Annotated in this window: 23 protein-coding genes; 17 read left to right on the forward strand and 6 right to left on the reverse strand. The window is 62.0% G+C overall.

Translation table 11 applies throughout. The features are described from left to right. Positions 1-14 precede the first annotated feature (14 nt). Genes AR689_RS07635 through AR689_RS07690 form a run of 12 tightly spaced genes read left to right on the forward strand, consistent with a single transcriptional unit; the run spans position 15 to position 13,566 of the window. A complete protein-coding gene (locus AR689_RS07635; protein ID WP_062068775.1) occupies positions 15-1,124 on the forward strand; it encodes a Gfo/Idh/MocA family protein in 1,110 nt (369 codons plus the stop codon). Next, positions 1,121-2,128 (forward strand): NAD-dependent epimerase/dehydratase family protein, encoded by a 1,008-nt coding sequence (locus AR689_RS07640; RefSeq protein WP_062068777.1) that lies wholly within the window; start codon positions 1,121-1,123, stop codon positions 2,126-2,128. Before AR689_RS07635 ends, AR689_RS07640 begins: the two co-directional genes overlap by 4 nt. Further along, on the forward strand, positions 2,125-3,288 hold the full coding sequence (locus AR689_RS07645) for a DegT/DnrJ/EryC1/StrS family aminotransferase (protein WP_062068779.1): 1,164 nt from the start codon (positions 2,125-2,127) through the stop codon (positions 3,286-3,288). Before AR689_RS07640 ends, AR689_RS07645 begins: the two co-directional genes overlap by 4 nt. After that, positions 3,285-3,947, forward strand: coding sequence for an acetyltransferase (locus AR689_RS07650; protein ID WP_062068781.1), 663 nt, complete (start codon positions 3,285-3,287; stop codon positions 3,945-3,947). Before AR689_RS07645 ends, AR689_RS07650 begins: the two co-directional genes overlap by 4 nt. 23 nt (positions 3,948-3,970) lie before the next feature. Next, a complete protein-coding gene (locus tag AR689_RS07655; RefSeq protein WP_197412835.1) occupies positions 3,971-5,017 on the forward strand; it encodes a glycosyltransferase family 2 protein in 1,047 nt (348 codons plus the stop codon). Further along, entirely contained in the window at positions 5,014-6,510 is a 1,497-nt protein-coding gene (locus tag AR689_RS07660) for an oligosaccharide flippase family protein (RefSeq protein WP_082697840.1), read from the forward strand. Before AR689_RS07655 ends, AR689_RS07660 begins: the two co-directional genes overlap by 4 nt. Further along, positions 6,507-7,442, forward strand: coding sequence for a DUF6492 family protein (locus tag AR689_RS07665; protein ID WP_231745466.1), 936 nt, complete (start codon positions 6,507-6,509; stop codon positions 7,440-7,442). Before AR689_RS07660 ends, AR689_RS07665 begins: the two co-directional genes overlap by 4 nt. Further along, positions 7,439-8,680 carry a glycosyltransferase family protein gene (locus AR689_RS07670; RefSeq protein WP_062068787.1) on the forward strand — a complete coding sequence of 414 codons (1,242 nt, stop codon included), beginning with the start codon at positions 7,439-7,441 and terminating at the stop codon, positions 8,678-8,680. Before AR689_RS07665 ends, AR689_RS07670 begins: the two co-directional genes overlap by 4 nt. After that, the gene (locus AR689_RS07675; protein ID WP_082697841.1) at positions 8,677-10,134 is read left to right on the forward strand and encodes an O-antigen ligase family protein; all 1,458 of its coding nucleotides are present in this window, start codon (positions 8,677-8,679) and stop codon (positions 10,132-10,134) included. Before AR689_RS07670 ends, AR689_RS07675 begins: the two co-directional genes overlap by 4 nt. Next, positions 10,116-10,958 (forward strand): YveK family protein, encoded by an 843-nt coding sequence (locus AR689_RS07680; protein ID WP_062068789.1) that lies wholly within the window; start codon positions 10,116-10,118, stop codon positions 10,956-10,958. The genes AR689_RS07675 and AR689_RS07680 overlap by 19 nt, the downstream gene beginning before the upstream one ends. Before the next feature lie 20 nt (positions 10,959-10,978). Then, positions 10,979-12,202, forward strand: coding sequence for an exopolysaccharide biosynthesis GT4 family glycosyltransferase EpsE (gene epsE, locus AR689_RS07685; RefSeq protein WP_062068791.1), 1,224 nt, complete (start codon positions 10,979-10,981; stop codon positions 12,200-12,202). A 23-nt stretch (positions 12,203-12,225) separates the two neighbouring features. Next, positions 12,226-13,566 carry a hypothetical protein gene (locus AR689_RS07690; protein WP_062068793.1) on the forward strand — a complete coding sequence of 447 codons (1,341 nt, stop codon included), beginning with the start codon at positions 12,226-12,228 and terminating at the stop codon, positions 13,564-13,566. Here AR689_RS07690 and AR689_RS07695 read toward each other — a convergent pair whose 3' ends face one another. From AR689_RS07695 to rfbB, 4 genes are all read right to left on the reverse strand, one after another. Beyond that, positions 13,567-14,403 (reverse strand): glycosyltransferase, encoded by an 837-nt coding sequence (locus AR689_RS07695; RefSeq protein WP_062068795.1) that lies wholly within the window; start codon positions 14,401-14,403, stop codon positions 13,567-13,569. Next, positions 14,400-16,316: a WecB/TagA/CpsF family glycosyltransferase gene (locus tag AR689_RS07700; protein ID WP_062068797.1), complete on the reverse strand. Its 1,917-nt coding sequence runs from the start codon at positions 16,314-16,316 to the stop codon at positions 14,400-14,402. The genes AR689_RS07695 and AR689_RS07700 overlap by 4 nt, the downstream gene beginning before the upstream one ends. Positions 16,317-16,489: 173 nt before the next feature. Then, positions 16,490-17,899: a sugar nucleotide-binding protein gene (locus AR689_RS07705; RefSeq protein WP_062068799.1), complete on the reverse strand. Its 1,410-nt coding sequence runs from the start codon at positions 17,897-17,899 to the stop codon at positions 16,490-16,492. 3 nt (positions 17,900-17,902) lie between these two features. Continuing rightward, the gene (gene rfbB, locus AR689_RS07710; protein WP_062068801.1) at positions 17,903-18,901 is read right to left on the reverse strand and encodes a dTDP-glucose 4,6-dehydratase; all 999 of its coding nucleotides are present in this window, start codon (positions 18,899-18,901) and stop codon (positions 17,903-17,905) included. A 53-nt stretch (positions 18,902-18,954) separates the two neighbouring features. On the opposite strand from rfbB, the gene rfbA reads away from it, so the two are divergent. Further along, the gene (gene rfbA / locus AR689_RS07715; protein WP_062068803.1) at positions 18,955-19,821 is read left to right on the forward strand and encodes a glucose-1-phosphate thymidylyltransferase RfbA; all 867 of its coding nucleotides are present in this window, start codon (positions 18,955-18,957) and stop codon (positions 19,819-19,821) included. Positions 19,822-19,827: 6 nt separating this feature from the next. Here rfbA and AR689_RS07720 read toward each other — a convergent pair whose 3' ends face one another. Beyond that, positions 19,828-20,760 (reverse strand): aldo/keto reductase, encoded by a 933-nt coding sequence (locus AR689_RS07720; protein WP_062068805.1) that lies wholly within the window; start codon positions 20,758-20,760, stop codon positions 19,828-19,830. Between the two features lie 52 nt (positions 20,761-20,812). On the opposite strand from AR689_RS07720, the gene AR689_RS07725 reads away from it, so the two are divergent. Both AR689_RS07725 and mshC read left to right on the forward strand, forming a co-directional pair. Beyond that, on the forward strand, positions 20,813-21,646 hold the full coding sequence (locus AR689_RS07725) for an undecaprenyl-diphosphate phosphatase (protein ID WP_062068807.1): 834 nt from the start codon (positions 20,813-20,815) through the stop codon (positions 21,644-21,646). A gap of 15 nt (positions 21,647-21,661) precedes the next feature. After that, positions 21,662-22,939, forward strand: a complete 1,278-nt coding sequence (mshC, locus tag AR689_RS07730) for a cysteine--1-D-myo-inosityl 2-amino-2-deoxy-alpha-D-glucopyranoside ligase (protein ID WP_062068809.1) — start codon at positions 21,662-21,664, stop codon at positions 22,937-22,939. Between the two features lie 71 nt (positions 22,940-23,010). Here mshC and AR689_RS07735 read toward each other — a convergent pair whose 3' ends face one another. Continuing rightward, positions 23,011-23,916 (reverse strand): PAC2 family protein, encoded by a 906-nt coding sequence (locus AR689_RS07735; protein ID WP_062068811.1) that lies wholly within the window; start codon positions 23,914-23,916, stop codon positions 23,011-23,013. Between the two features lie 30 nt (positions 23,917-23,946). Between AR689_RS07735 and AR689_RS07740 the strand changes: the two genes are divergently transcribed. Together AR689_RS07740 and AR689_RS07745 are read left to right on the forward strand one after the other, a co-directional pair. Continuing rightward, complete coding sequence (locus tag AR689_RS07740; RefSeq protein ID WP_062068813.1) at positions 23,947-24,759, forward strand: HAD family hydrolase; 813 nt, start codon at positions 23,947-23,949, stop codon at positions 24,757-24,759. Beyond that, positions 24,760-25,926 carry a site-2 protease family protein gene (locus tag AR689_RS07745; protein WP_062068816.1) on the forward strand — a complete coding sequence of 389 codons (1,167 nt, stop codon included), beginning with the start codon at positions 24,760-24,762 and terminating at the stop codon, positions 25,924-25,926. Positions 25,927-25,950 lie beyond the last annotated feature (24 nt).

Genomic DNA, 25,950 nt, shown 5'->3' on the forward strand with positions numbered 1-25,950 from the left:
AAGCAGAGCGGGAAATGACCATACGAACCATTCCATCAGGACAACTGAACGGCCACGGGCTACTGCCCAGGCTCCGCATCGCCGTGGTGGGAGCGGGGTATTGGGGCCCCAATCTTGCCCGGAACCTCAAAGCCAGCCCGGACTGGGATCTCGTTGCCATCTGCGACCTCGACGTCGAGCGGGGCCTGAAGCTCGCCGAGACAGTCGGCGGGGTGGCCGTCGTCGAATCCTTGGACGAGCTTCTGGACACCTACAACCTGGACGCCATAGCGGTCGCGACACCGGCCCATACCCACCATGGGGTGGTGATGACGGCCCTGCGGGCAGGCAAACACGTGCTGGTGGAGAAACCGTTGGCTGACAGCCGAACCAAAGGCCTGGAGATGGTGGAAGAAGCAAAGGCCAGGGGATTGGTGCTCATGGCGGACCATACTTACTGCTTCACTCCTGCTGTCCTCAAGATCCAGGAACTGGTAGCGGACGGCGCACTGGGCGACATTCTTTATGTCGACTCCGTCCGCATCAACCTTGGCCTGGTCCAACCGGACGTCAACGTCTTCTGGGACCTGGCCCCGCACGACCTGTCCATCCTGGACTTCGTCCTCCCCGGCGGCCTGCACCCCACGGAAATATCCGCCCACGGGGCGGACCCCCTGGGCACCGGTAGGGACTGCGTTGGACACCTCACGTTCGGCCTGCCCAACGATGCCATGGTCCATATTCATGTGAACTGGCTCAGCCCCACCAAAATCAGGCAAATGATCATCGGCGGGTCCAAGAGGACCTTGGTATGGGACGACCTGAATCCCCAGCAGCGCCTGAGCGTGTATGACCGTGGCGTGAGCCTGGAGCATCAGCCCCGCTCTGCCGCCGACAAGCAGACCTCAGCCATCTCCTACCGGCTAGGGGACACCTGGTCACCGGCCCTGCAGGAACGTGAGCCATTGGGCCAGGTGGTCAGCGAACTTGCCTCCTCAATCCGTAACCGGACCACGCCACGGACCAGCGGTGAGTCCGGGCTCCGGGTCTTGTCGGTCCTCGAAGCCGTCACCCGAAGCCTGAGTACAGACGGACAATCCACCATTGTGGCCGGGAATGAAGTCTCCCTCCAGGTTGCACGATGAACGAGCTTCCAGGGGCACGCGTCCTGGTGACCGGCGGCGCCGGGACCATAGGATCGACGCTGGTTGACCAACTGCTCGACGCCGGCGCGGCGCACGTGGATGTCCTGGACAACCTTGTCCGTGGCCGCCGCGCAAACCTGGACCAAGCCCTCGCCACTGAAAGGGTGCACTTGGTTGAAGGCGACCTTCGTGACCGCGACCTCGTCCACGACCTCACCCGGGGCAAGGATCTGGTCTTCCACCAGGCAGCCATCCGCATCACCCAGTGCGCGGAAGAACCACGGCTGGCCCTTGAAGTACTGGTGGATGGAACTTTCAACGTCTACGAGGCGGCCGCGGCTCACAAAGTGGACAGGATCATCTCAGCATCAAGTGCCTCCGTTTATGGCATGGCCGAGGAATTCCCCACCAAGGAAGGCCACCACCACCACAACAATGACACCTTCTACGGAGCGGCAAAGTCCTTCAACGAAGGTATGGCGAGAAGCTTCCGCGCCATGTCAGGGCTGAACTACGTCCTGCTGAGGTACTTCAACGTTTACGGTCCCCGCATGGACGTGCACGGCCTCTACACCGAAGTCCTGGTCCGCTGGATGGAGCGGATAGTTGATGGCCGGCCCCCTCTGATTTTCGGAAGCGGTCAGCAGACCATGGACTTCATCCATACCGCGGATGTTGCCAGGGCCAATGTCCTCGCCGCCGTCAGCAAGGTACGCGAAGGCGCCTATAACGTGGCCAGCGGCACCGAAACCAGCCTCGCTGAACTGGCACAAACACTGCTCAAGGTCATGGACTCACCTCTCCACGTTGAACATGGTCCGGAACGGGCTGTTAACGGGGTTGCCAGACGCCTGGCCGATGTCACGGCGGCACGTGAAGACCTGGGGTTTGAGGCTGCAGTCGGTTTGGAAGACGGGTTGCGTTCACTGGTGTCCTGGTGGAGTCCGCTGAGGGAAGAAATTGCCGCAAGTCGGCCCACAGCACCGGCAGTTGGTGTGCGATGACCATCTCCGAAACGCGGCTGGACCGCATCGATGTCATGAAGCCATGGCTCGGCGAGGAAGAGGCACAAGCCCTTGCTGAGGTGATTGCCTCCGGTTGGGTTGCACAGGGCCCCAAGGTGCGGGAATTCGAGGACGCCTTCGCCACCACTCAACATGCTGGATTCGCTGTGGCAACCTCGAGCTGCACCTCGGCATTGCACTTGGCGCTCGTCGTCGCCGGCATTCACGCCGGCGACGACGTCGTGGTGCCGTCATTTTCCTTTATTGCTACTGCCAATGCAGCTGCCTACGTGGGCGCACGGCCGGTTTTCGCCGACGTCGATCTTCATACGGGATGCGTCACCGCGGCAACCATCAAAGCTGCACTGACTCCCGCTACCCGGGCGGTCATTGCCGTTGACCAAGGCGGTGTCCCGGTTGACGTGGAACCCATCAGGGCTCTCTGCGATCCCTTGGGGATCATAGTGGTGGAGGACGCAGCATGCGCGATCGGTTCCAGGTACCGCGGACAACCTGTGGGTTCCAACGCCGAGCTGGCTGCATGGTCCTTCCACCCGCGCAAAATCCTGACCACCGGTGAGGGTGGCATGCTCACCACTTCGCGTCAGGACTTCGCTGACAGGGCACGGCGGCTCCGCGAACATGCCATGAGCGTTTCAGCCGCTGACCGGCACGCCAGCTTGCTCGCCCCCTCGGAGGAGTACCTCGAAATCGGGTTCAACTACCGCATGACCGATCTTCAGGCCGCCGTCGGAATCGTTCAGCTGGGCCGCCTCGACACCGCTGTCCGCCGGCGGCGGGAAATCGCCGCTACCTACGCAAGTGCCTTTGCCGGCGTGGAGGGACTCCGTCTGGTGGGCGATCCGGAGTACGGCATGAGCAACTTCCAGTCGTGCTGGCTGGAAGTGGGGCCGGCGTTTCCTCTGGGACGTGAGGCTCTCATGGCGCATCTGGCCTCGGACGGTATCTCCGCCCGTCGCGGGATCATGGCGGCCCATCGGCAACCCGCATATGCCGGAACGGACACGGGAACCGCCGAGCTGGGAGTTACTGAATGGTTGTCGGATCACACACTTATCCTCCCGCTGTACCACGAGCTGGCACTGCACGATCAAGTCCGCGTCATCGACTCCGTGCTACGCGCCGCGGGACAGCCATGACTGAACTACTCCTCATTGCTGCAAGCGGCCTGGCCCGGGAGGTACTTGCCATGGTCCGCAGCAGCGGGCCCTTCGACGTCGTCGGGATCCTTGACGACGACGAAGACAAGCTCGGCCGTGTCGTGGACGGGGCCCATGTCCTGGGTCCGGTCCGTGAGGCCATGAATTACCCGCACGCTTTGCTGCTGGTCTGCATTGGATCAGGGAGCGGCCGGGAAAGCGTCGTGATGAGGCTCCGTGCCTTGGGACTGGCTGAGGACCGCTATGCCACAGCAGTGGACCCGTCGGTGTACGTTCCCGAGGGCTGCGTGATTGGACGGGGAAGCATCATCCTCGCCCACGTGAGCATCACAGCGTCCGTGACCATCGGCCACCATGTTGTGGCCATGCCGGGGGTCACTTTCACCCACGACGACGTCATCAGCGACTACGCCACGTTGGCTTCCGGCGTATCCCTGGGAGGCAACGTCAGCATCGGCCGGGCCGCCTATCTCGGAATGAACGCCAGTGTCCGCGAGCGCCTGAGCATTGGCGCGAAAGCGACCATCGGCATGGGGGCTGCCGTCCTGGCCGATGTTCCTGAGGATGAAACCTGGGCAGGTGTGCCTGCCAGGGTGATCCGGCGTGGAAACAGTCCGGAACTGGAGGGTGTCCAGTGAAAGTGATGCGGCCAAGGCCTCTGGTGAACAGGCCGGGCGTTACGGTGGTCATTCCCTGCTACAACTACGGCCGGTACTTGCCCGAAGCTGTGAACAGTGCTTTGTCGCAGGAGAACGTGGACGTGGACGTGATCGTGGTCGATGACGCGTCCACGGATGGCAGTGCAGCGATTGCGTGGAGGCTCGCCGCTGCGGATCCGCGGATCTCGGTGGTCCATCATGGGCGGAACCAGGGGCATATCGCCACCTACAATGACGGGCTTTCACGGGCCAGGGGCCGTTACGTGACGTTGCTTTCCGCCGATGATGTGATCGCACCCGGTGCACTGGGCCGGGCTGTGGCCTTGATGGAGGCCAACCCCAGGGTGGGGATGGTTTACGGGTTGCCGAAGGACTTCGTGGATCAGCTTCCGCCAGTTGCCTTGGGTGGGCGCACCACGTGGACGGTGTGGGAGGGCAGCCGGTGGATCGCCCTGGCTTGCGCCCGTGGCCGGAACTTCATTCTTTCCCCCGAGGTGGTGATGCGGACTGAGACGGTGTTGAGCATTGGTGCTTACAGTGCTTCGCTGCCGCATTCCGGGGATTTGGAGTACTGGTTGCGTGCGGCTGCTTCCTGGGATGTCGGGCGGATCAACGGGCCTGTGCAGGCGTTCTACCGGGTTCATGGAAGCAACATGCACCAAACTGAGTTTGCTGCCGCGGCGGTGGACCTCCAGCATCGGCTTGAGGCTTTCCGTGTTCTCGAAGACGCACGGTTTCCGATTACCCCCGAGAAGCGGGTACGCCAGTTGCGTCGGGCCAAGGGTGCGCTCAGCAAGGAAGCCTCGCATCTGGCGGCCAGGGAAGTCACCCGTGGTGGCTCGTTGGAGACGGCCGTTGAACTGCGCAAGTTCATTGAGTGTTTGCAGGATGTCCCCGGGAATATCCATCGGGCGAACGCGCTTCAGGCCAGGATCACCCGTGTCTCCCGTGGCGGCAGACCCGGGCCGGCGCAGTCTGCCGCCGAGTATGTGCGAAGCCAGCTTGATCGGGTCCGCTGGCGTGTGTGGGCCATGACAGGAATTTCATGATGACGGCCAGCGGCGCAAACCGCACTCTTGGCGCACGCTCAGCGAGCGCCACGCTCTGGGGTGGGGTCAACGTGGCCTTGGGCAGGATCGTCCAGTTTGCCACCACCATCATTGTGGCCAGGATGATTGCTCCGGAGCACTTCGGCGCGCTTGCCGTAGCTATTGTGGTTCAAACCATCGCCACGAACATGGCTGAGTTGGGTGCTACGGCAGCGTTGGCCAGGGGCAACGGGGATCCGGACCGGATCGCCCCCACAGTTTTCTCCATATCTTTGGTGACCAGCGCAGTGATGACTGCCGGAGCCTTGGCCTTCGCTCCTGCATTGGCTGCGGCCTTTGACGACCCCGCCGCGACTCCTGTGATCCAGGTGCTCTCTTTCACCATTCTGCTCCAAGGGATCGGTGCTGTTCCGTCCACCATGGTGTGGCGTGAGTTCCTGCAGAAACCGCGCGTTGTTGTTGACGTCGGCAGTGTAGTGGTGGTGTTGGCATTGGTTGTTCCCATGGCGCTGGATGGTTGGGGGGCAATGGCTTTGGCGTGGTCCCGGGTGGGTGGCCAGCTTTTCGCCATGGTGGGGTATTGGATCATTGCGCCCAAGAGGTACGCGCCCGGCTTTGACCGTGCGGTGGCCGTGGAGGTCCTGCGCCTGGGGATGCCGTTGGCCATGGCAAACCTTGTGGTGTTTGTCACCCTCAATTTGGATTATCTTCTGATTGGCCGGTTGCTGGACCCGGCCGCTCTGGGTCTTTACCTGTTGGCCTTCAATTTAGCGGGCCTTCCCAGCTCGGTGATCACGGCTGTCATTCGCGCAACCGCGGTACCTACTTTCGGCAGGCTGTTCGCTGAGGGCACCCTGGGGCCGTTGGCCGGGCGGTTTATAGCAGGGGTTTCGTATTGCGCTTTCCCCATTTCGGCGATGATCATCGCGCTGTCCCAGCCACTGATCGTCACCGCTTACGGGCAGGCATGGGCGCCGGCCGGCATCGCGCTGGCCACCCTGGGTGTTTTTGGGGCCGCACGGATCCTTGTGGAACTCTTTGCCGACTTAAGTGTGGGGGCGGGGAGAACCGTGTGGCTCTTTTGGGTCCAGGTTGCTTGGCTTGTTGCGCTCATACCCGCGTTGTCTTTCGGCATCCAGTGGTGGGGGATTGCCGGTGCCGGCGTAGCCCACGCCGCTGTGGCCTTCTTGGTGGTCATACCTTTGTACTTGGCGGTTCTGTCGTCAGTGCTGGGCGTCCGGGCCGGGGAATTGATGCGAGGAAGCATTGCCCCTCTTCTGGCAGCCGCCGTGGCGGGATCGTTGGCCCGGCTTGCCACGATGAACATCACGGAGCCTTGGATGGGTCTCTTGCTGGGGAGCTGTTTGGGTGGGGCCATCTATGTGCTGTTGACGTTCCGGCAGGGGAAGTTGTTGTTTCAGACAATGCGGAGCCTGGTTCGTGAGGGTCGATCTCTTCCGGCAGCCACGCCCGCGATGGAGGGTCAGCCATGATTCCGGACCCGCTGATCATGGGCGATGGGGCTTCGCCGGGTAGCGATCTGGCTGTGGTCACGCCGAGCTACTTGCCCGACCGTGAATTGTGCTCGGACCTGAACCGCTCGGTCCTGGAGATGACAGGGCCAGGCGTCATACACCACATCATCGTGCCCGATCAAGACTTCCACGCCTTCGCAGGCCTCCGGGGGAGCAGGACGGAAGTGCACGGTGCCCGGGAGTTTCTTCCGCGTTCTTTCGTCAGAGCACCGGGGTTCAACGTGTGGATCAATGCTGCGCGGCCTTGGCCGCCGGTCCGGGGCTGGATCGCCCAACAGATCATTAAACTGGCTGTTGTCGCACGGCTCAATGCTGACGGGGCGCTGCTCCTGGATTCGGACAGCGTTCTCATCCGTGAGACCAGCCTCAGTACGTTCCGTGAGAACGGCCGCATTGCCCTTTATCGGGCACCCGGTGCGGTTGATGACACCCTTCCACGGCACAGGCTGTGGCACGTTTCTGCACGCAGGCTCCTTGGCCTCAAGCCCCCTCCGGCGGGCGATTTGGCGGATTACGTTTGCTGGCCGTGCCTGTGGGAGCCGGCTGTGGTGAGAACCATGCTCGAGCACATCCAAAACGTGACAGGGCGGGACTGGCCCACAGCGATCGGAGGGCAGCTGCACTTTTCCGAAATGATGCTGTATGGCCTTTACGTTGACGAAGTTGTTGGTGGTTTGGTCCCCAGCGTCAGCGAAATGCGCGGAATTGTCCATACTGCCGAGACGCCACTAAGCCAGGGAGAGATCGAACATCTCCTCAGCGAGGCTCCCGGAAATAAGAATGTGGTGATGCTTTCGGCCAAGGCCGGGATACCCCTGGAAGTGCGGAGGCGGGCACTTCGGTCCTTCCTGGACCCGTCCCTGGGCACCGAACGGGGTGAGGTCCAGTGAGAAGCATCGCGGGGCGCGTGCTGACCCAGGCCAGGCAGCATGGCTGGCGTTCGGTCGCCAACAAGGTAATGCAGAGGGCAGCCGTCCACGCGCTGGAAAACGTCGCATTTGCTGAGCCTACGCTGCCCCTTCGGGCCGAAGACATCGCGGACGTGGAGGTGCGACGCGCTGTGGACAACCCCCGCCCCAGAACGGGCCGCCTTGAGGTCGGTTGGGTCTGCACGCCTCCGGGACCCGGCTCAGGCGGACACACTACTTTCTTCCGCATGGTCCAAGGCATGGCTGAGCGTGGGCACCGATGCACACTGTTTCTCTACGATCAAAACAGCGACGACGTTACCCGGCACGTACCCGTTATCCGCAAGTATTGGCCGGACGTCGATGCGCACATCAGAAGTGTTACCGAGGGTTTCGATGGTATGGACGCGGTGGTTGCCAGCTCGTGGCCTACCGCCTATGCGACAGCGAACCGGCGGGGCCATGACATCCACAGCTTTTACTTCATCCAGGACTACGAGCCATACTTCTACCCCCGGGGCACGCTGTATTGGCTCGCAGAGAACAGCTACCGGCTGGGGTTCACCAACATCGCCCTCGGCGAGATGATCACCGCCGTGTTGAAGGCTGAAACAGGCCAGGAGCCCGCCGCGACCGTGCCCTTCGCCTGTGACACCGCCACCTATCGGCTGCTGGATGAGCCAGGCAGCAGGCCGCCTCGTCAGGGGGTTGTCTATTACGCGAAACGTGCCGTGGATCGACGCGGGTATCTGCTGGCCAAACTGGCGTTGGAGCAGTTCCACTCCGTGCATCCGGAGCAGGAAATACACGTCTACGGTGACCGGATCACGGGTTGGTCCATCCCCGTGAACAACCACGGCAATCTAAGCCCTGTTGAGTTGAATGAGCTCTACAACCGCACCATCGCCGGACTTGCCATCTCCTTCACCAATATTTCCCTCGTCCCGGAAGAATTGCTGGCTGCGGGGAACGTTCCTGTGCTCAATGAATCTGCCTTTGCCGCACAGGTGATGAAGGATCCCGACGTCGTGTGGGCACCGGCGACCCCCCGCAGGCTGGCCGAAGCGCTTGCACAAGCTGTTGAGGCCCCCGATATTTCCGCCCGCGCATTGGCCATCGCGCAGCGGCGGCGGCTGGACTGGTCAGTTTCGCGGGAGAACTTCGCCACGGTGCTGGAAACAGTCTGCGCCAACGAATCAGGAAGCCCGGGGCTGTCATGAGGACGTCGAAAAATCACCCAATCGTCCAGTTCCCGGCGCCTCCTGTGGAGCTGGATGACCTCCATGCCAGGGGACCAGCGGCCCGTGCACACGTACCCTTGCTGTTGAAGTTCGCCGCGTTCGGAATCTTCTTTTTTCCTTCCAACATGGTCCTGAAACCGCTGGGAGCCGTAGGGACACTCCCGCTCATGATCGCGCTGCTGCTGTTGGCGGTTTGGCTGTGCTCGATCCTCTTTGGCCTGACCAACCCTCTGGATACAAGGCATCCCGGCCGCATGGGCCTGGTACTCCTCTGGGTGGGAACGTGCGCTTCCTATGCGGCCATGTACTCCGGCTACACCGGGGGAAGCGAAAGCCCCGCACGCGCCGCAGCCGACAGATGGCTGATTCTCCTGCTGGCCAGTGCAGGAATCATACTGGTGACCGCAGAGGCGGTGAAGTCGCTGAACGCAGCCATGGCCTTGGCCCGGGCGGTCTTGGCCGGCGCCGCGTTCTGTTGTCTTGTGGCCGCCGTTCAATTTTTCTTCCGCGTTGATCCCATGCAGCTGCTGCAAATGGCGATGCCCGGATTCACCAACAACGGCGGAAACACCACTTTCCAAATACGCGGGTCATTAATGCGCGTATCAGGGAGCACGTTTCATTCAATCGAGATGGCCGTTGTCTGCGCGATGCTCCTTCCGCTGTCCATATGGAGGAGCCTGTACGACCCCAAGGGCAGAAAATGGGTGCACTGGACCATCACAGCGCTATTGGTCTTCGCTATCGCCTCGACAGTTTCGCGCTCAGGGGTCCTGGGCCTGCTTGCGGGAATGGCTGTCTTCCTGCCTTTCCTTCCCCGGATAGCCCGACGGTGGGCTTTTGTTGCGGCACCCGTGATCGTAGCCATCTTGTTCCTTGGCGTGCCCGGCCTGGTGGGCACTCTGGCCACATCGTTGTCCGCCGGCGAAAACGATCCCTCGATTTCGACCCGGACCAACAATTATCCACGGGTGGCGGCGATGGTGGACGAGCATCCATTCTTCGGCGTCGGCCCAGGCAACTACATGCCAACCAACGCCATACACATCCTTGACAACCAATATTTGAACGCAGCAGTCACCATCGGGCTGGTCGGACTGGTGGGTATGGTCGCCTACCTGACATTACCGGGCCTGTCCGCCCTCCTCGCCGCCCGTGCGTCCCGCCTCCCCGCCCTGCGCTGCCTGGCGGGGGCCGTCGCCGCCGCCGGGATCGTTGCCGCCATCTGCTCCCTGACCTTTGATTCCATGTCATTTCCGGTGTTCGCCCTCGCCTACCCCTTCATCGTCGGGTTGTCCGGAGGAACCTGGAACATGGTCAGGCGGGAACTGGATCTCCACGACGATCATGCCGCAGCGGCGGAACAAACCTATCCGCCGAATACCACGAAGAAACAACTCCCCAAGGAGAGATCATGGACCCCGTTGCCGTAATCAAAACCCTGTGGCGATACAAGGTCTTCGTACTGCCCGTCCTGTTGCTGACGGCGGTTGCGGCGGTCTACATGTTTTCCTACGCCCCGCGAACGTACGAAGCACGGACCACGTACGCCATAGTCACCCCCCAAGTACCAACCGCAGAGCAAATCGAAAAGGACCCTGCCTTGGGCATGCTCAACACAGACAATCCCTATCTGCGCTCTGCTGACACCTCCCTTGTAGCCCAAGTGGCCGTGACCCGCTTGAACGACGTCGCCACAGGTGACTTCCTTGCCGCACAGGGCCTCAGCACGGACTACAAAGTGGAGCGCCCCTCCGACGCTTTCCTCATCGACATATCCGGAATATCAGATGACAAGGCGCAAGCGATCAGCACCGCCAAAGCGCTGGGCGAGCGCCTGGAGGAAGACCTCCGGACCATTCAAACGATCAACGGCGCCTCGGACAGATACCTGTTCACAGCCTTGGCCGTAGCCCCGCCCGAGAAGGCCACAGAACAGTTCTCCAGCAGGTTGCGGTCCGTCATCGTCGTGGTGGTGGCAGGCCTTGTCCTCACCCTGGGAGCGGTCTCACTGGCGCGCGCCGTGGAGGCTGCCAGAAATCGGGAGAGGCAATCGAAGAAAGTCTCCAGCAAACGCGCCCCGCGCAAAAACCCCGACGGCAACCCCACCCTGGTATTACCGGGCCAAGGCCTGACCGTCACCAACGACGCCCTGCCCCCTTCGGAGGCTCTCGCGGCACTCCGTCCCCACCTGCACCCCCAGGAAGACAGGGAACCCACCACCGCACCAACCGCCCAGCCAAGCAACAGCCGCTAAGGGGCCGGGACGATGCAGCCATGACCAGATTTGGTTACCTGGTACCCGAATTCCCAGGCCAAACGCACAGCTTCTTCTGGCGTGAACTAAAAGCACTGACCGAATTAGGGCACCAACCAGAGCCAGTCTCCACCCGCCGGCCACAACAGCTTGGGGCCATACCACCATGGGCCCGGGACCGCCTGCCGGAGATCCACTACCTCGTCCCACCACGCCCCTCGGAAATCCTGGGCACAGTCGCTACGGCGCTGCCCGGACTCCGGCACCTTGACGCCCTTGCAGCAGCGTCCGGCCTGCTGCCACGCGCCACCACTCCAACGGCGCAGCCCCGCGATCTGTTGCGAACGGCCGGTCTACTCTGGGCCGGAACCGCTCTGGCCCGGCACGCACGCACCCGAGGATGGCAGCACATACATGTCCATTCGTGCGCCCACGCCGCCCAAGCAGCCCTCTTCGCCCACATGCTCTCCGGCATCGCCTACAGCCTGACGCTCCATGGCCCCCTCAGCGACTACGGCCCAAATCAGCAACAAAAATGGCTCAACGCCAAATTCTCCGTCGTCATCACCAAACGACTACTGGCAGAGACCCTGCCAGTCCTGGATGGCTTCATTCCTGCGGACATCAGTGTCGCCCCCATGGGGGTGGAACTAACCAACTTCACACGCGCCACACCCTACGTCCCCTGGGACGGCGACGGACCCGCACGACTGTTCTGCTGCGCACGGCTCAACCCAAGCAAAGGCCACAAGGAACTCCTCACAGCGGTCCGTCTCATCTCAGACAGCGGAATGGATGTCGCCCTGACCATCGCAGGCGAGGACGACGACGGAGGAAACGGCTACAGGGCAACACTGGAAAACCACATCAAGGAACTCGACCTCACCCGGCAGGTAACGCTCCTTGGTGCCGTACCCGAGGAACGGATCAAAGAGGAACTCGAAGGAACACATATCTTTGCCCTCGCCAGTCACCAAGAGCCACTGGGGGTGGCCATCATGGAAGCAATGGCCATGGAGGTTCCCGTCGTGGCCACATCAGCCGGGGGCGTCCCGGACCTGATAACCACCGGACATTCAGGCACCCTGGTAGATCCCGGCAACCCTTCATCCCTCGCAGCTGCAATACTTCACCACCTCCACCATCCATGGGACTCCAAGGCCATGGGACAGCGGGCACGGGCAACCCTCGAAGAATCGTACGACGTCTCACAAAGCGCCCGCATCGTCGCAGCACGGATCTAGACCACGGACCCGGAAGGGAAACAATGAAGGGCACAACAGTTGGCCTCTGGGCAGGTTCCGCGCTCGCAGTCGCGGCCATCAGCCTGATAGCGGTCGTGGGATCCGGCCGCGCGCCCACCCCCACAGCCCCGACGGCTCCTGATGGCTCCCTCAGCAGGGAAACCCCGGCCGGAAACTCACCGGTCCTGCGTGACGTCGACGGAGGCCCGGACTACTACGCACGATTTACCAACAGCCTGCCAACGGACCCATCATTCTTTCCCATAGGGGTATGGCTGGAAAGCGTCCTGGACAAGGGCAACACAGCCATGGACGCAGCGGCCGGGATCAACACCTACGTTGAACTGACAGGGAACTCCGACGTGCAGCTGATCAAGGACTCCGGCATGTACGCGCTGCCAACCTTTCGACACCAAGCTGCCGCCGGCTACGTCCTGAGCGACGAGGTGGACATGTGGGCGGGCCCAGGAGACGCCCGATGGACGGGCAGATACCCCGGGGAGGGCGTACCGTGCTTCCCCGCAGGCACACCCTGCGGGTACACGATACAGAAGGAACGGCGGGCCACCGCGCCACCCAACGTGTTGCTCTACTCCAACTACGGCAAAGGCGTCACCTTCTGGGAATCCGACCAGGAAGCCTACGGATTCATCAGGGGAGTCCAGGACGTAGTCTCCGCAGATAACTACTGGTTCACCGATCCCAATATCTGTGGCAAAGGTGAAGGAGGCGCCATAGTTGGATACGCCAGGGACCTGACGCGGGAGGAATGCAGACTGGCCGCCAACTACGGTTGGACCATCGATCGGCTGCGTAGGCTCCAAGATCCAGCTGCAATGATTCCCGTGTGGGCTTTCGTGGAGAACGGCCATCCTTCAGGCGATGTCCCCAACACCGCAACCATCACCGGCCCTGAACTCAGAGCCGCGGTCTGGAGCAGCCTCATCCACGGAGCAAGGGGAATCATCTACTTCAACCACAACTTCGGCGGCCCCTGCGTAACCCAACACGTCATCAGGGACTGCGGCAAAGACATAGTGCCCACACTTGCCACGGTGAACAAGCACATCAAAGACCTCGCCCCAGTCCTCAACGCCCCCTTCCTCGACGGCGCCACCACAGTCACCGGAGCCGCGGACGTCGCCACCAAACTCCACAACGGCAAGGTCTACCTCCTCGCGGGAGCGAACAAGAACACCGGCGGAACGGTCACCTTCACCGTAAAATGCGGCGGCAGCACCGCCGTCGTGATCAACGAAAACCGGACCATTCCCATAGTCGATGGAACCTTCACCGATACCTTCGCCGACGGCAACGCAGTCCACCTGTACAGCATCGAAGGCGGGACCAGCTGCGGCCTCTGACTACCGGCTGCTGTTATCCCGCTCCCAAACAGGCAGCACCTGACGGCCCAACAGCGGACGACGGCGGCCCGCACCGGCGAAGGCGACGTAGACAACAGCATCAAAAACGCTCACAGGCCCTCTGACCGAGGCAAACAACTGCCCTAAGGTCCGCGCCCTGGAAGCACCGCCGGAAACACGATCCTGCTCCGCATTTCCCCGATACGTCCGCCTAAGAACAGACAACAACGCCGCACACGAGCGGGGCGTCCGCACCACCACAGGCTCGGTGGGAAGCACTGCCTTCTCCTGGGGTGAAAACAACCGATCCACGTAGTAGTCATCACCGGTAAGTGAAGGAAATGTCCCCAACCGCTGATGCCCGGAAAAGCTCAGCGCATAGGCACCGGCCCCCCACAGGCCCTCGGCGTTACCCGGAATACGGGAACGGGCGCGGTAATAAGCCCTCACCAAAGCCGAAGCACCCCGGGTGTCATATCGAAAGGCAGGACGGGCAGCCAGCAAGGTGCCCCCTTCAAGAGCAACAAAAACCTCACGCAGCGCAGGGGCACTGACTTCAATATCAGCATCCAGATAAAGGCGCGGCCAACGGTGCGTCGCCTGGTCGGCAGCATTCAACGCGGCAATCTTGGACGCCTCAGACACGCGAACCACGTGAACCCCTTCACAGCTGGACGCAATAGCCTCAGTGTCATCCACGCACCCGTTACAGGCCACCACAACATCAACGGTGCCCCACTCAATAACCTCCCTCAAAGCCTCAAGCGTCCTGCCGATAACAGCGGCCTCATTATGCGCCGGAATGATCACCGCACCGGAAGGATGGGCTTCTGTCATGACACAACCTCCGAGGCTGTCCGTGTCGCGTGGGGGAGCGCCTCCCATCGACGCCGGCTAAGAACCGCCCAGGCTGCATCCCGATGCCCGGCTTTGTTCCAACGCGCAACCTCGGCAGCCAGCACGGCACCACGAAAGGCCAACGCCCGCCCACGCCCAAGATACTTCTCCGCATACCGCACCCTGTTCACCGACATCAAAGCAACCAACTGGGGAGAGGACCCCGAACCCCCACGCTCATGCCACATCCGGGCAGACGGTTCAAACCAGATGGAAAAGCCTGCAGCCCTCACCCGATGGCAATAGTCGGTCTCCTCCGAGTACAAAAAGAACCGCTCATCCCAAGCACCCACCGCTTTCGCAGCCGCAGCACTGATCAGCAAAGCCGCACCCGTAGCCCAATCAACCCGGTGCCCGTGCACATAACTTTCCGGGTCAAAATCCATTTCCGACAACCACCCCGGCCTTGCTTTGACGTGACTGCCCAAAGCCGCATCGCCCAGCGCTCGCAGTACGGCCGGCTCGCGGCGCAGTGACGGGTAGATGCTGCCGTCATCGTCCAACAGAACCGGTACCACCACACCGGCGCCCTGGTCCTTCATACGATTGAGCATGGCGGCCACTGCACCACGTTCCACCCGGAGGTCCGGGTTCAGGACGAGGTAGCTGCCGGCTTCCCCGGCCACAGCCAACGCGGCGTTGATTCCACCGGCGTAGCCGAGGTTTCCTCCGGTTCGTACGGAGGTGATGTCGGGGTGGTGCGCGAGTTCCAGCAAGGTGCTTTCGTCCGGGGAGTTGTCCGCTACCACCACTTTGAGCGAAACATCGGCCGCTTCCTTGCGCAGGCTTGCCACCAGCGGCCCGATGTCCTCAGCGTTGTTGTAGGTAACGACCACGACGGCGACGTCCGCCCTTTCGGTGACCGGAACAAACGATCCCGGAGCCCGGCTGGGCTCGGGTTCCGGGACGGCGTAGGCAGCGGTGGACGTCGGACTGCCTGGCTCGATGTCGCAGCTGCTCGAGGTCCGCAACTTCATGTACGCCTCAGGCCCTTCCACCAGATAGCGCCGCGCCAACCGTCGGGGCTCCAGCATGAGGCGCCATGCCCATTCGAGGCTGTGCGAACTGGCCCATTGGGGAGCGCGCCGGACATTCCCCGCCAGGAAATCCACCACAGCACCGAACGCCAGCAGGACCCTGGCCCCGGTCAGGTGACCGTACTCGGCTATCCACAATTCCTGACGGGGTTTTCCCAAACCCACCACCAGGACGTCAGGGGCTGCCTCCCGTATCTCCTCGGCGAGCTTGCGGGAGGCTGCGGCGTCGCCCAGCGTGGACCTGGCAGGAGCCCACCATCCCACTACTGTCAGTTCGGGCCGCTCTGTCCCCAACTTCCCGGCGATCTGTTTCTGAGTCTCCTCAGAACCTCCCAGGAAACCGAGGCGCAATCCGCGGGTTGCTGCGCCGGTCAGGAACGGGTCCATGAGGTCGCTGCCTGCAAGCCGGGGCCACGTTTTCGATGTGAGGCGCCGGGCTTGGGTGGCCAAGGGTGAGCCATCGATCAGGGTCAACCATTCAACACGCGCCGGTTGGTCCAAGGTTCCTATCCAGCGGCTTCCGGCGCCGAAATGCCGGACGTGGTCCAGATTTGCGGAGCAAACGCCCAAAGCCGGCCCACCGGGCGAGCTGGCACGGTCAAAAATCTCCCGGAGTGCGCCGTCGGCCTCCATGAGTCTCACCGGGACGCCGCCCAGATTCACCCACGGCGCCTCCGACTCTGGCTCACCGGATCCGGCCACCCTTTGGTCCCGCTGGCGACGAAGGCTCTCTGCCGGCACACCGCGTCGGGGGAAAAGGTGGGGGACTACCCTGTGGAGGAGATCTCCCGTGGGCATGATTTTCGGTAGCAGCATTCTCGGCTCCAACTCAAGGCGTCACCATGTGGCCGACGATCCGAGGCCGCTGCACTGCCTGGATCGTCGGTGGCGGACCTGTGCCGCCGTGTCAACATGTTCAGTTGAGTTGTCTCCCGGCCTCCTGCAAGAGGCTGCCGTACGGCTACTTTAGGACGATTCGACGGACTCCGCTAGGGCTCCAGGCCCTTGAGGTATTCAGCGAGGCGCTGGTTTGCCTCGGGTGGATCAAATCCGGTAGCTCGGATTCCGGACAAATCCAGAACACTGCTGCGCGGCCTCGGAGCAGTGCCGGGCTTGGCATAGTCCGAGGTGTTGACGGCTCGCACCAGATGTGGGTCTGCGCCCAGAAGCCGGTACACCTCGCGGGCGATCCGATGCCAGGATTGTGGCTTCCCGCTGTTGCTGAGGTTGTATGTCCCGTAGGGGGCTTTACTGAGGAGCAGGTGACGAATGCCCGAGGCGATGTCGGACGCGAAGCTCAGCCGGCCCCATTGGTCATCCACCACCGACGGCGAAACGCCCTTTCCTGCCAAGGAGGCCATGGTGCGAACAAAATTCGGTCCCTCACCCACCACCCAACTGGTCCTGATGATGTAGTGCTTTGGCACGGTGGCCGCCGCAAGGTCCCCGGCGGCCTTGCTCTGACCATAAACGCCCAGGGGAGCGGGAACCTCATCTTCGAGGTGAACCTCAGCGGTGCCGTCGAACACGTAGTCGCTGGAGATGTGGACCAGAGTCAGGGAATGCTCCACCGCGGCACGCGCCACCCGGGACACGGCAACGGCGTTGATGCTCCAGGCGGCCGCCCGGCCCTCCTGGGTTTCGGCGGCATCCACGGCTGTGAACGCGGCCGCGTTGATGATCGTGGAGTATGCGTGCCAGTTCACTGCCTTGTACGAGTCTCCAGCGGTGATGTCGAAGTCCGCGCGGCCGGCGAACTCTACCGTCGGGTCGCCCTCGAAGGCTTTCCGAAGGGCGGTTCCCAACTGACCGTCCGCGCCGAGGACCAGCGTACGCCGCCCGATCATGGGAACAACGTCCCCCAGCCGCGGATGTTTCTTATCCTGTGCCGAGACAATGGCCTGCTCCAAGGGAATCGGCCACGGCACGGCAACGTCTTCATCGGCAAGGTTGAGGAACGTGTAGTCCTTTTGTGATTCCGCGGTCCAATGGTCGTTGACCAAATAGGTGTAGGCGGTGTCATCCTCCAGTGTTTGGAAGGCATTGCCCACACCACGCGGGACGAAGACGGCCTCGCCGGGGGTTAGTTCCGCGGTGAATGACGTGCCGAATGTCGGACCCCTGCGCAGGTCCACCCATGCCCCGAAGATCCGTCCCGAGGCCAGCGAAACGAATTTGTCCCATGGCTCTGCATGGATTCCGCGAACCGTTCCGCGTATTGCGTTGAAGGAAATGTTGTTCTGCACGGGGCCGAAGTCCGGCAGCCCGGCAGCCGCCATTTTGGCACGGTGCCAGTTCTCTTTGAACCAGCCTCTGTCATCCCCGTGAACAGGAAGCTCAAACAGCAACAGGCCAGGGATGGGCGTGGTTCTCGAACGTAGTTGGCGTTCCTGTTCCACCCTCTAGTGCCCCTGACCGGCGTATTTGGACTCCGTGGCCGCCTTCTGCGGTCGCCACCAGTGTTCGTTGTCCCTGTACCACTGCAGGGTGTCTGCCAGTCCGGCGTCGAAATCCGAATACCGGGGAACCCACCCGAGCTCGCGTCGGAGTTTGCCCGAATCGATGGCGTACCGGAGGTCGTGACCTGGCCTGTCCGTCACCAAGTCATAGGCGTCGCGGGGTTGGCCGGTGAGGGAAAGCAGCATCTCAACCACCTCCCGGTTGTTCCGTTCGCCGTCAGCGCCGATCAAATACGTTTCGCCCACGCTCCCGCCCTCCAAAATGGCCAAGACTGCGGAGGAATGGTCTTCCACATGGATCCAGTCACGAACATTGTTCCCCTTGCCGTAGAGGTGGGGCCGGTTCCCGTCCAGGAGGTTGGTAATCTGCCGCGGAATGAATTTCTCCACGTGCTGGTACGGGCCGTAATTATTGGAACAATTACTGATGGTCGCTTTAAGGCCGAATGATCTCACCCATGCGCGGACCAACATATCGGAGCCGGCTTTCGTTGCCGAATAGGGACTCGTTGGCCGGTAAACGGAGTTCTCCGTAAACCGGTGGGGGTCATCCAGAGCCAAGTCGCCATAGACCTCATCAGTGGAAATGTGATGGAAGCGCGTGCCGTGACGTCGCGCCGCTTCGATCAAGGTGAACGTTCCCAAAAGATTTGTGTCAATAAACGGGCGGGGATCCTGCAGTGAATTGTCGTTGTGTGACTCAGCAGCGAAATGCACCACCGCATGAACGGATTCCGTCAGCCCGTCAACCAACCCGGCATCACAAATGTCGCCCTTGACGAAGGTGAAGCGCTCCGGCGGCAGCCCGGAGAGGGATTCGATGTTTCCGGCATAAGTCAGTTTGTCCAACACCGTGACATGGAGGCCAGTGTGCTCCATGATGTAGTGGACAAAGTTGCATCCGATGAATCCGGCCCCGCCGGTGACAAGGATTCTCTGCATGGCCCTAGAGTAACCGCCCGCGGCGCTGCTGGGCACAGGTGAGGACGGCAGGTTTGCGAGGAATTATTCTTGCAGGTGGAACGGGTTCAAGGCTTCACCCCATCACGCTCGGAATCAGCAAACAGTTGGTTCCGGTGTTCGATAAGCCGATGATTTACTACCCCCTGTGCACCCTGATGCTGGCAGGAATCCGCGACATCCTGATCATCACTACGCCCGGAGATGCCGCCCAGTTCCAGCGGCTCCTCGGAGATGGTTCACAGTTCGGCATCAACCTCAGTTACGCAGAACAACCGACGCCGGATGGACTCGCCCAGGCTTTCATCCTGGGGGAGGACCACATCGGAACGGGCAACGTGGCGCTGATCCTGGGTGACAACATTTTCAACGGACCCGGCATGGGCAACCAACTCCGGCACTATAACGACGTCGACGGCGGTGCCATCTTCGGCTATTGGGTCAAGGATCCGTCCGCCTATGGTGTGGTGGAATTCGACGATCACGGAATGGCCGTTTCCATCGAGGAAAAGCCCTCAGTCCCCAAAAGCAACTATGCCGTTCCAGGGCTCTATTTTTATGACAACAACGTGGTGGCCATGGCAAAGGACCTGCAACCCTCGCCCCGCGGGGAATTGGAGATCACAGACATCAATCGGAAATACATGGAGCTTGGCCGCCTGCATGTACAGAAGTTTCCGCGGGGCACAGCGTGGCTGGACACCGGTACGTTCAGCGACCTCAACGATGCTTCAAACTACGTCCGCACCACGGAGAACCGGCAGGGCTTGAAGATTGGTGCGCCCGAGGAAGTGGCGTGGCGCATGGGTTACCTGAATGACGACGAGCTCCGCCAGCAGGCTGCCAAGCTCGCCAAAAGCGGCTACGGAAGCTACCTGTTGGACATTCTGGACCGCCAATAGGCGAAGCTAGGCGGATGAGACGTCTTCGAGGGCGCGAGCAATCTCAGCCGGCAGAACCGTCAACTGCGCGTCCATCAGTTCCTTGAGTTGGACGGCGTTTCTTGGTCCTACGATGGCGGAGGCGACACCCGGCCGGGAGAGCAGCCAGCTGAGGGATACATCCATCGGGGTCCGGCCCAGTCCGCGCGCTGCCATCGCCACGGCTTCCACCACGCGGGATGCCCGCGATTCCAGATACGGCTCAATATAACCAGCCAGCCGGCTTTGCGCGGCACGGGAATCAGCAGGAATCTGTCCACGGTATTTGCCACTGAGTACCCCACGGCCCAGCGGCGCCCACGCCATCAGCCCCAGTCCGGCGTCCTCCACTGCCGGGATGAGTTCTTCCTCTGCTGTGCGTTGGACGAGGGAATACTCGGATTGGTTTGCCACAAGGGTGAAACCGGCCATGGCCGCTGCCTTGGCCGTCTGCCAGCCGTTGTAATTGGAAATCCCCACATAGCGGGCACGTCCGCTCCGCTGGGCGAGTTCCAAGGCAGAGAGAGTCTCCTCCAGGGGCACGTTCGGATCCCACTCATGGGCAAACCAGATATCGACGTAGTCGGTGCCAAGCCTGGCGAGGCTGGCGTCAAGGGCGGACATCATCGCGCCCCGGGATGCGTTGACGCTTCGCCTGGAGTCCGACGACGACACACCGGCTTTGGTGGAAATCACAATTTCCGAACGGGCCACCACATCACCCAACATGGAACCCAACATTGCCTCTGCCCTGCCTTGGGCATATGACGCTGCGGTGTCCACCACGGTGCCTCCAGCAGCAACGAAAGCGTGTAGCACTTCTGCAGCATCCTGTTCGTCGGTCTCCTGGGCCCAGGACATGGTTCCGAGGGACAATGAGGACACACGGAACCCGCTGTTTCCGACATAACGCTGCTGCATAGCAGCTAGCTTACGGGCAGATACCAGTCTTCATGACGTAGGGTCTATTCACGTGAACTGGATAGAAGCAGCCTTGCTGGGCCTGGTGCAGGGCCTCACCGAATTCCTCCCGATTTCCTCGAGCGCACACCTGCGGATCGTCGGCTCCTTCCTTCCGGGGGCGGCAGACCCCGGCGCCGCGTTTACGGCGATCACGCAGTTGGGGACCGAGACCGCAGTCATTGTGTACTTCTGGCGCGACATTGTTCGCATCGTTCGCGCGTGGTTCGGGTCCTTGACCGGAAAAGTGGAACGCAACAATCCGGACGCGCGCATGGGGTGGCTGGTCATCCTGGGCAGCCTGCCGATCATCGTCCTCGGTCTGTTGTTCCAAGACCAGATCGAGTCTGTACTGCGAAGTATGTGGATCGTTGCCACCATGCTGATCGTATTCGGTATGATCCTTGCTGTCGCCGATGCCATTGGCCGGCAGGAGAGGGATCTCACCCAGCTGACCTACAAGCACGGCATCCTCTACGGCTTCGCCCAAGCCATGGCATTGATTCCGGGCGTATCGCGTTCCGGCGGCACTATTACTGCCGGCCTCCTCATGGGTTACACCCGTGAAGCCGCTGCCCGCTACTCGTTCCTCCTGGCCATTCCTGCCGTGTTTGGGAGCGGGCTCTACCAGCTCTACAAAACGGTGTCGAATGAAGGCCTGTCCGGTCCCTACGGCCTTCCGGAGACCGCGTTGGCCACAGTCATCGCGTTTGTGGTGGGCTACGTCATTATTGGCTGGTTCCTGAAGTTTGTCTCCACAAGGAGCTACCGGCTCTTCGTGTGGTACCGGATCCTGCTTGGCTTGGCCTTGTATGTCCTGCTCGGTTTCAATGTGATCAGCGCCTAGCACTAAGGTTGAGTCGTGAAATCGTGGATCTCCCGCCCTGTTCCTGAGCTGCCCGGCAGCATGCCGCAACTACGGTTGTTCGATACCGCCCTTGGCCGGGTGGTGGAGGTCGAACGGCAACCAGAGCAGTCAATGTACGTCTGCGGCATTACGCCCTACGACGCGACACACATGGGCCACGCGGCCAGTTACGTTGCCTTCGATCTCCTCAACCGGGTCTGGCGCGACGCAGGTATCCGGGTGTCCTACGTCCAGAACGTGACGGACGTCGATGATCCGCTCCTGGAGCGGGCCACGGCCACTGGCGTGGACTGGCGCGAACTGGCGCAGAGCCAGATCGACCTCTTTCAGACAGACATGGACGCGCTCAACGTCTTGGCGCCAAATCACTACATCGGCGCCGTTGAGGCAATTCCGGACATTGTCCCGGCCATTGAACGACTCGTTGCCGACGGCGTTGCTTACCGCGTTCAAGGGAGTGATGGTGAGCCGGACGGCGATGTGTACTACGACGTCGAAATGGCCGGCAAACGCTCTGATGCCACCGATGCCTGGACCCTTGGCGACGTATCCGGGCTTGGCGAAACGGAAATGCTTGCACTCTTCGCCGAACGTGGGGGTGATCCCGCCAGGCCGGGCAAGCGTAATGCCCTTGACCCCCTGCTCTGGCGTGTCGCCCGTGACGGCGAACCCAACTGGCCCGGAGCGACCCTCGGCGACGGACGGCCAGGCTGGCACATCGAGTGTACGGTCATCGCCCAGAAGTACCTGCCGGCGCCCTTCACGGTCCAGGGCGGAGGATCGGACCTCGTTTTCCCGCACCACGAAATGGGAGCCGGCCACGCCTACTCTCTCTCCGGCGTCCCCCTGGCACGCCACTATGCACACGCGGGCATGGTGGGCCTGGACGGGGAAAAGATGAGCAAGTCCAAGGGCAACCTGGTTCTGGTCTCCAAGCTCCGTGCTGCCGGTGAGGATCCTGCTGCCATCCGCCTTGCCATCCTCGCCAACCATTACCGTTCAGACTGGTCGTGGACCGATGAGGAGTTCTCCGTAGCCAAGGGCCGGCTTGCTCGGTGGCGTGAAGCCATCGATCGCGCACCGGCCGGTTCGGCGGGGCCATTGGTGGCCGCCATGCGTCATGAGCTGTCCAACGACCTCAACGCTCCCGGAGCCATCGCCGTCGTCGACCACTGGGCGGAAGAAGCGATGCGCTCCGCCGCGAGCAACTCACCGCAGGATACTGCACTTGTTAACGATGCAATCGATGCTTTGCTCGGGGTTGAGCTCTAAGCGACTCCTCGGAAAACGGCAACGGCCCTGACTTCACGTCAGGGCCGTTGCTCGTTTACGGGCTCCACCTCTTAGGGCCGTTCCTTGCCGCGCCGCTTCAAATACCGTTCGAACTCCCGGGCAATGGACTCACCGGACGCCTCCGGAAGATCTGCAGTGTCTTTTGCTTCCTCCAATTGCCGCACGTAGGCAGCGATTTCGGGGTCCTCGGTAGCGAGTTCGTCAACGCCGCGTTCCCAAGCCTCAGACTCTTCAGCCAATGCCTGACTGTCCATGGGAACCTGCAAGAGGTCCTCGATCCTGTGCAGGATGGCCAGCTGTGCCTTGGGGGAGGGCGGTTGGGCAACGTAATGCGGAACCGCTGCCCACAATGAGACGGTCGGCAGACCCGCCAGCAGTGCGAACTCGGCGAGAACACCCACAATGCCTACCGGTCCTTCATACTGGGAGGCCTCCAAATTGAGGCGCTCCCGCAAGGAATTGTCCTCGGTGGTGGTGCTCACCGGAATGGGCCGGCTGTGCGGAACGTCGGCAAGCAGTGCGCCCAGCAAGATCACGGAGTCCACTTTGAGCGCTTCAGCATGCACCAGCAGCTCGGTGGTGTAGGCGCGCCAGCGGTAGGAGGGTTCGGTTCCGAGGACCAGCAACACATCCACGTTGCTGTCAGGAACCTCGGCCTTGTAAATCCGCGTTGATGGCCATTTCACTTTTCGGGCACCCGAGGAAGTACGCCTCACGGTGGGCCGCGTGAACTGGAAGTCGTAATATTCCTCGGCGTCCACCGTGGCAACCTTCTTGCCGTCCCAGAGCTTGTTCAAGTAGTGCAGCGCATCGCTGGCGGCCTCACCGGCGTCGTTCCAGCCCTCAAACGCGGCGAGCATTACGGTGACACGCTGGCCGTCCGCGGGTTCCTTGAGGAAACGCTCGGGCTCCGCTGTGATGTCCTGCCCTTCGGGGGTCCCGTCCACACTGTTCATCCACTCACCCTACGTCCAAGACCCTGATGGATGCATGGCATTTCACGCCGAAGCGTGTCCGCGATTCGCCCACAGCGCAACCCGCGGACGGCCGCCCGCCAGGTTCCACGTAGACTGGAAACCATGCATTCCTCACCCAGCCAGCCCCTCCTCAAAGCCGTGCTCTGGGATATGGACGGCACACTCGTGGACACCGAACCCTATTGGATCGCGGCCGAGCGCGCGCTGGTGGAGTCCCACGGCGGGACCTGGTCCCACCAGCAGGCCATGCAATTGGTGGGACAGTCCTTGCTGCATTCGGCAGCAGTCCTCCAGCACGCAGGCGTCAAGCTTGAAGCACGCGAAATCGTTGACACCTTGAGCGCACAAGTCATCGCGCAGGTCCGCAAAGAGGTCCCGTGGCGGCCCGGCGCCCGCGAACTGCTGGATCAGCTCCACGAGGCAGGAATCCGCTGCGCCCTGGTGACCATGTCCGAGGGCCCGCTGGCCGGAGTCGTCGTGGAGAGCCTTCCGAAGCCTTACTTCGAGTTCCTGGTCACGGGCGATACCGTCACCCACGGAAAACCGCACCCGGAGGCCTACCTCACCGCGGTGGAACGGCTCAAATTGGAAGACCCCTCGGTGAGCCTCCACCACTGCGTCGCCCTCGAGGATTCCATCCCTGGTGCCACGGCGGCCATTGCATCGGGCGTGATCACTGTGGGAATTCCCCATCAGGTGCCCCTTCCCGAAGACCCCCGAATGATCGTGTGGCCTACTCTGGTTGGCCGCACAGCACAGGATCTGCAACAGCTGGTGGCTGACCGCTTCGCCACGGCCAACCTGTTTGAAGGGGCCAACTAGGTGACCAGCCCCTCCACACCGCATCACTCGCAAAGCAAGAAGCGCGAAGGCATTCCGCTCGGTAGGATTGCCGGTATTCCGGTCTACCTGGCGTATTCGTGGTTCATCATTGCTGGCTTCACGGTCATCGTTTATGGGCCGGCGCTCTTGGTTCGGACACCCGATCTGGGCATCGGAGCGTACTTCGTGGCCTTGGGCTACGCCCTCCTGCTTGCCGTCTCCGTGCTGGTCCATGAGCTCGCCCACGCACTGAGTGCAAAGGCCTTCAACTGGCCTACGGAAAAAATCGTGCTCAACCTTTGGGGCGGTCACACTCAATTTGAGAGTTTCACCGCTTCACCGGGTCGCTCAGTAGTGGTGGCATTGGCCGGGCCTGCGTCTAACTTCGTCCTGGCCGCCGGGATGTGGGCCGTGCTTTCCACCGGCGCCCTGAGCGGTGTCCCGGACACCCTCGCGAACATCCTCATGTGGGCCAACCTCCTGATCGGCCTGTTCAACGTCCTTCCCGGCTTGCCCCTGGATGGGGGCCGCTTGGTGGAGTCCGCAGTGTGGAAAGCAACAGGCAGCCAGGACAAAGGCACCATCGCCGCAGGCTGGTCCGGCCGCATCATCGTCGCAGCATTGGTGATCTGGGTCATCGGCCTGCCGGTCCTCAACGGCACGCCCTTGGACATCAGCCTCATCCTCATTACCGTCCTCGTCTGCGGTTTCCTCTGGATGGGTGCCTCAAGTTCCATCCACCACGCGAAGCTGCGCAGCCGTCTCTACCTGGTGAGCGCCGCTGGCTTGGCTGAACACGCAGTGGGCGTGCCAAACTCAGCCACCGTGGCCGACGTCCTGGACATTTCCCCGGCCGGTAGTCCCGCCGTCGTCATCTGCGGTCCTGACGGCAAACCTCAGGGAGTGGTGGACTTCGAGGCAACTCATGGCGTGCCCGCCGCGCATGCGACCACCACTCCAGTCACGGCCGTGGCGCATGCCCTGGCGGCCGGGGCTTACGTCCCGGAATGGTCCAAGGGGCAGGAGTTGATCCAGTACTTGGCCCGGCTGGACGGCGGCGAATACGCTGTGGTTGACCACAATGGAATCGTCACCGGGCTGCTTCGTCAGCAAGCAGTAGTGACTGCCATAACAGGTAAGGAAGCACGCAGGAGCGGACGCTCCTGACTGCGTTGCCGGTAGAGTTATAGG

The organism is Arthrobacter sp. EpRS71 (assembly GCF_001512285.1).
In the GTDB taxonomy this organism is placed as follows: Bacteria; Actinomycetota; Actinomycetes; order Actinomycetales; family Micrococcaceae; genus Arthrobacter.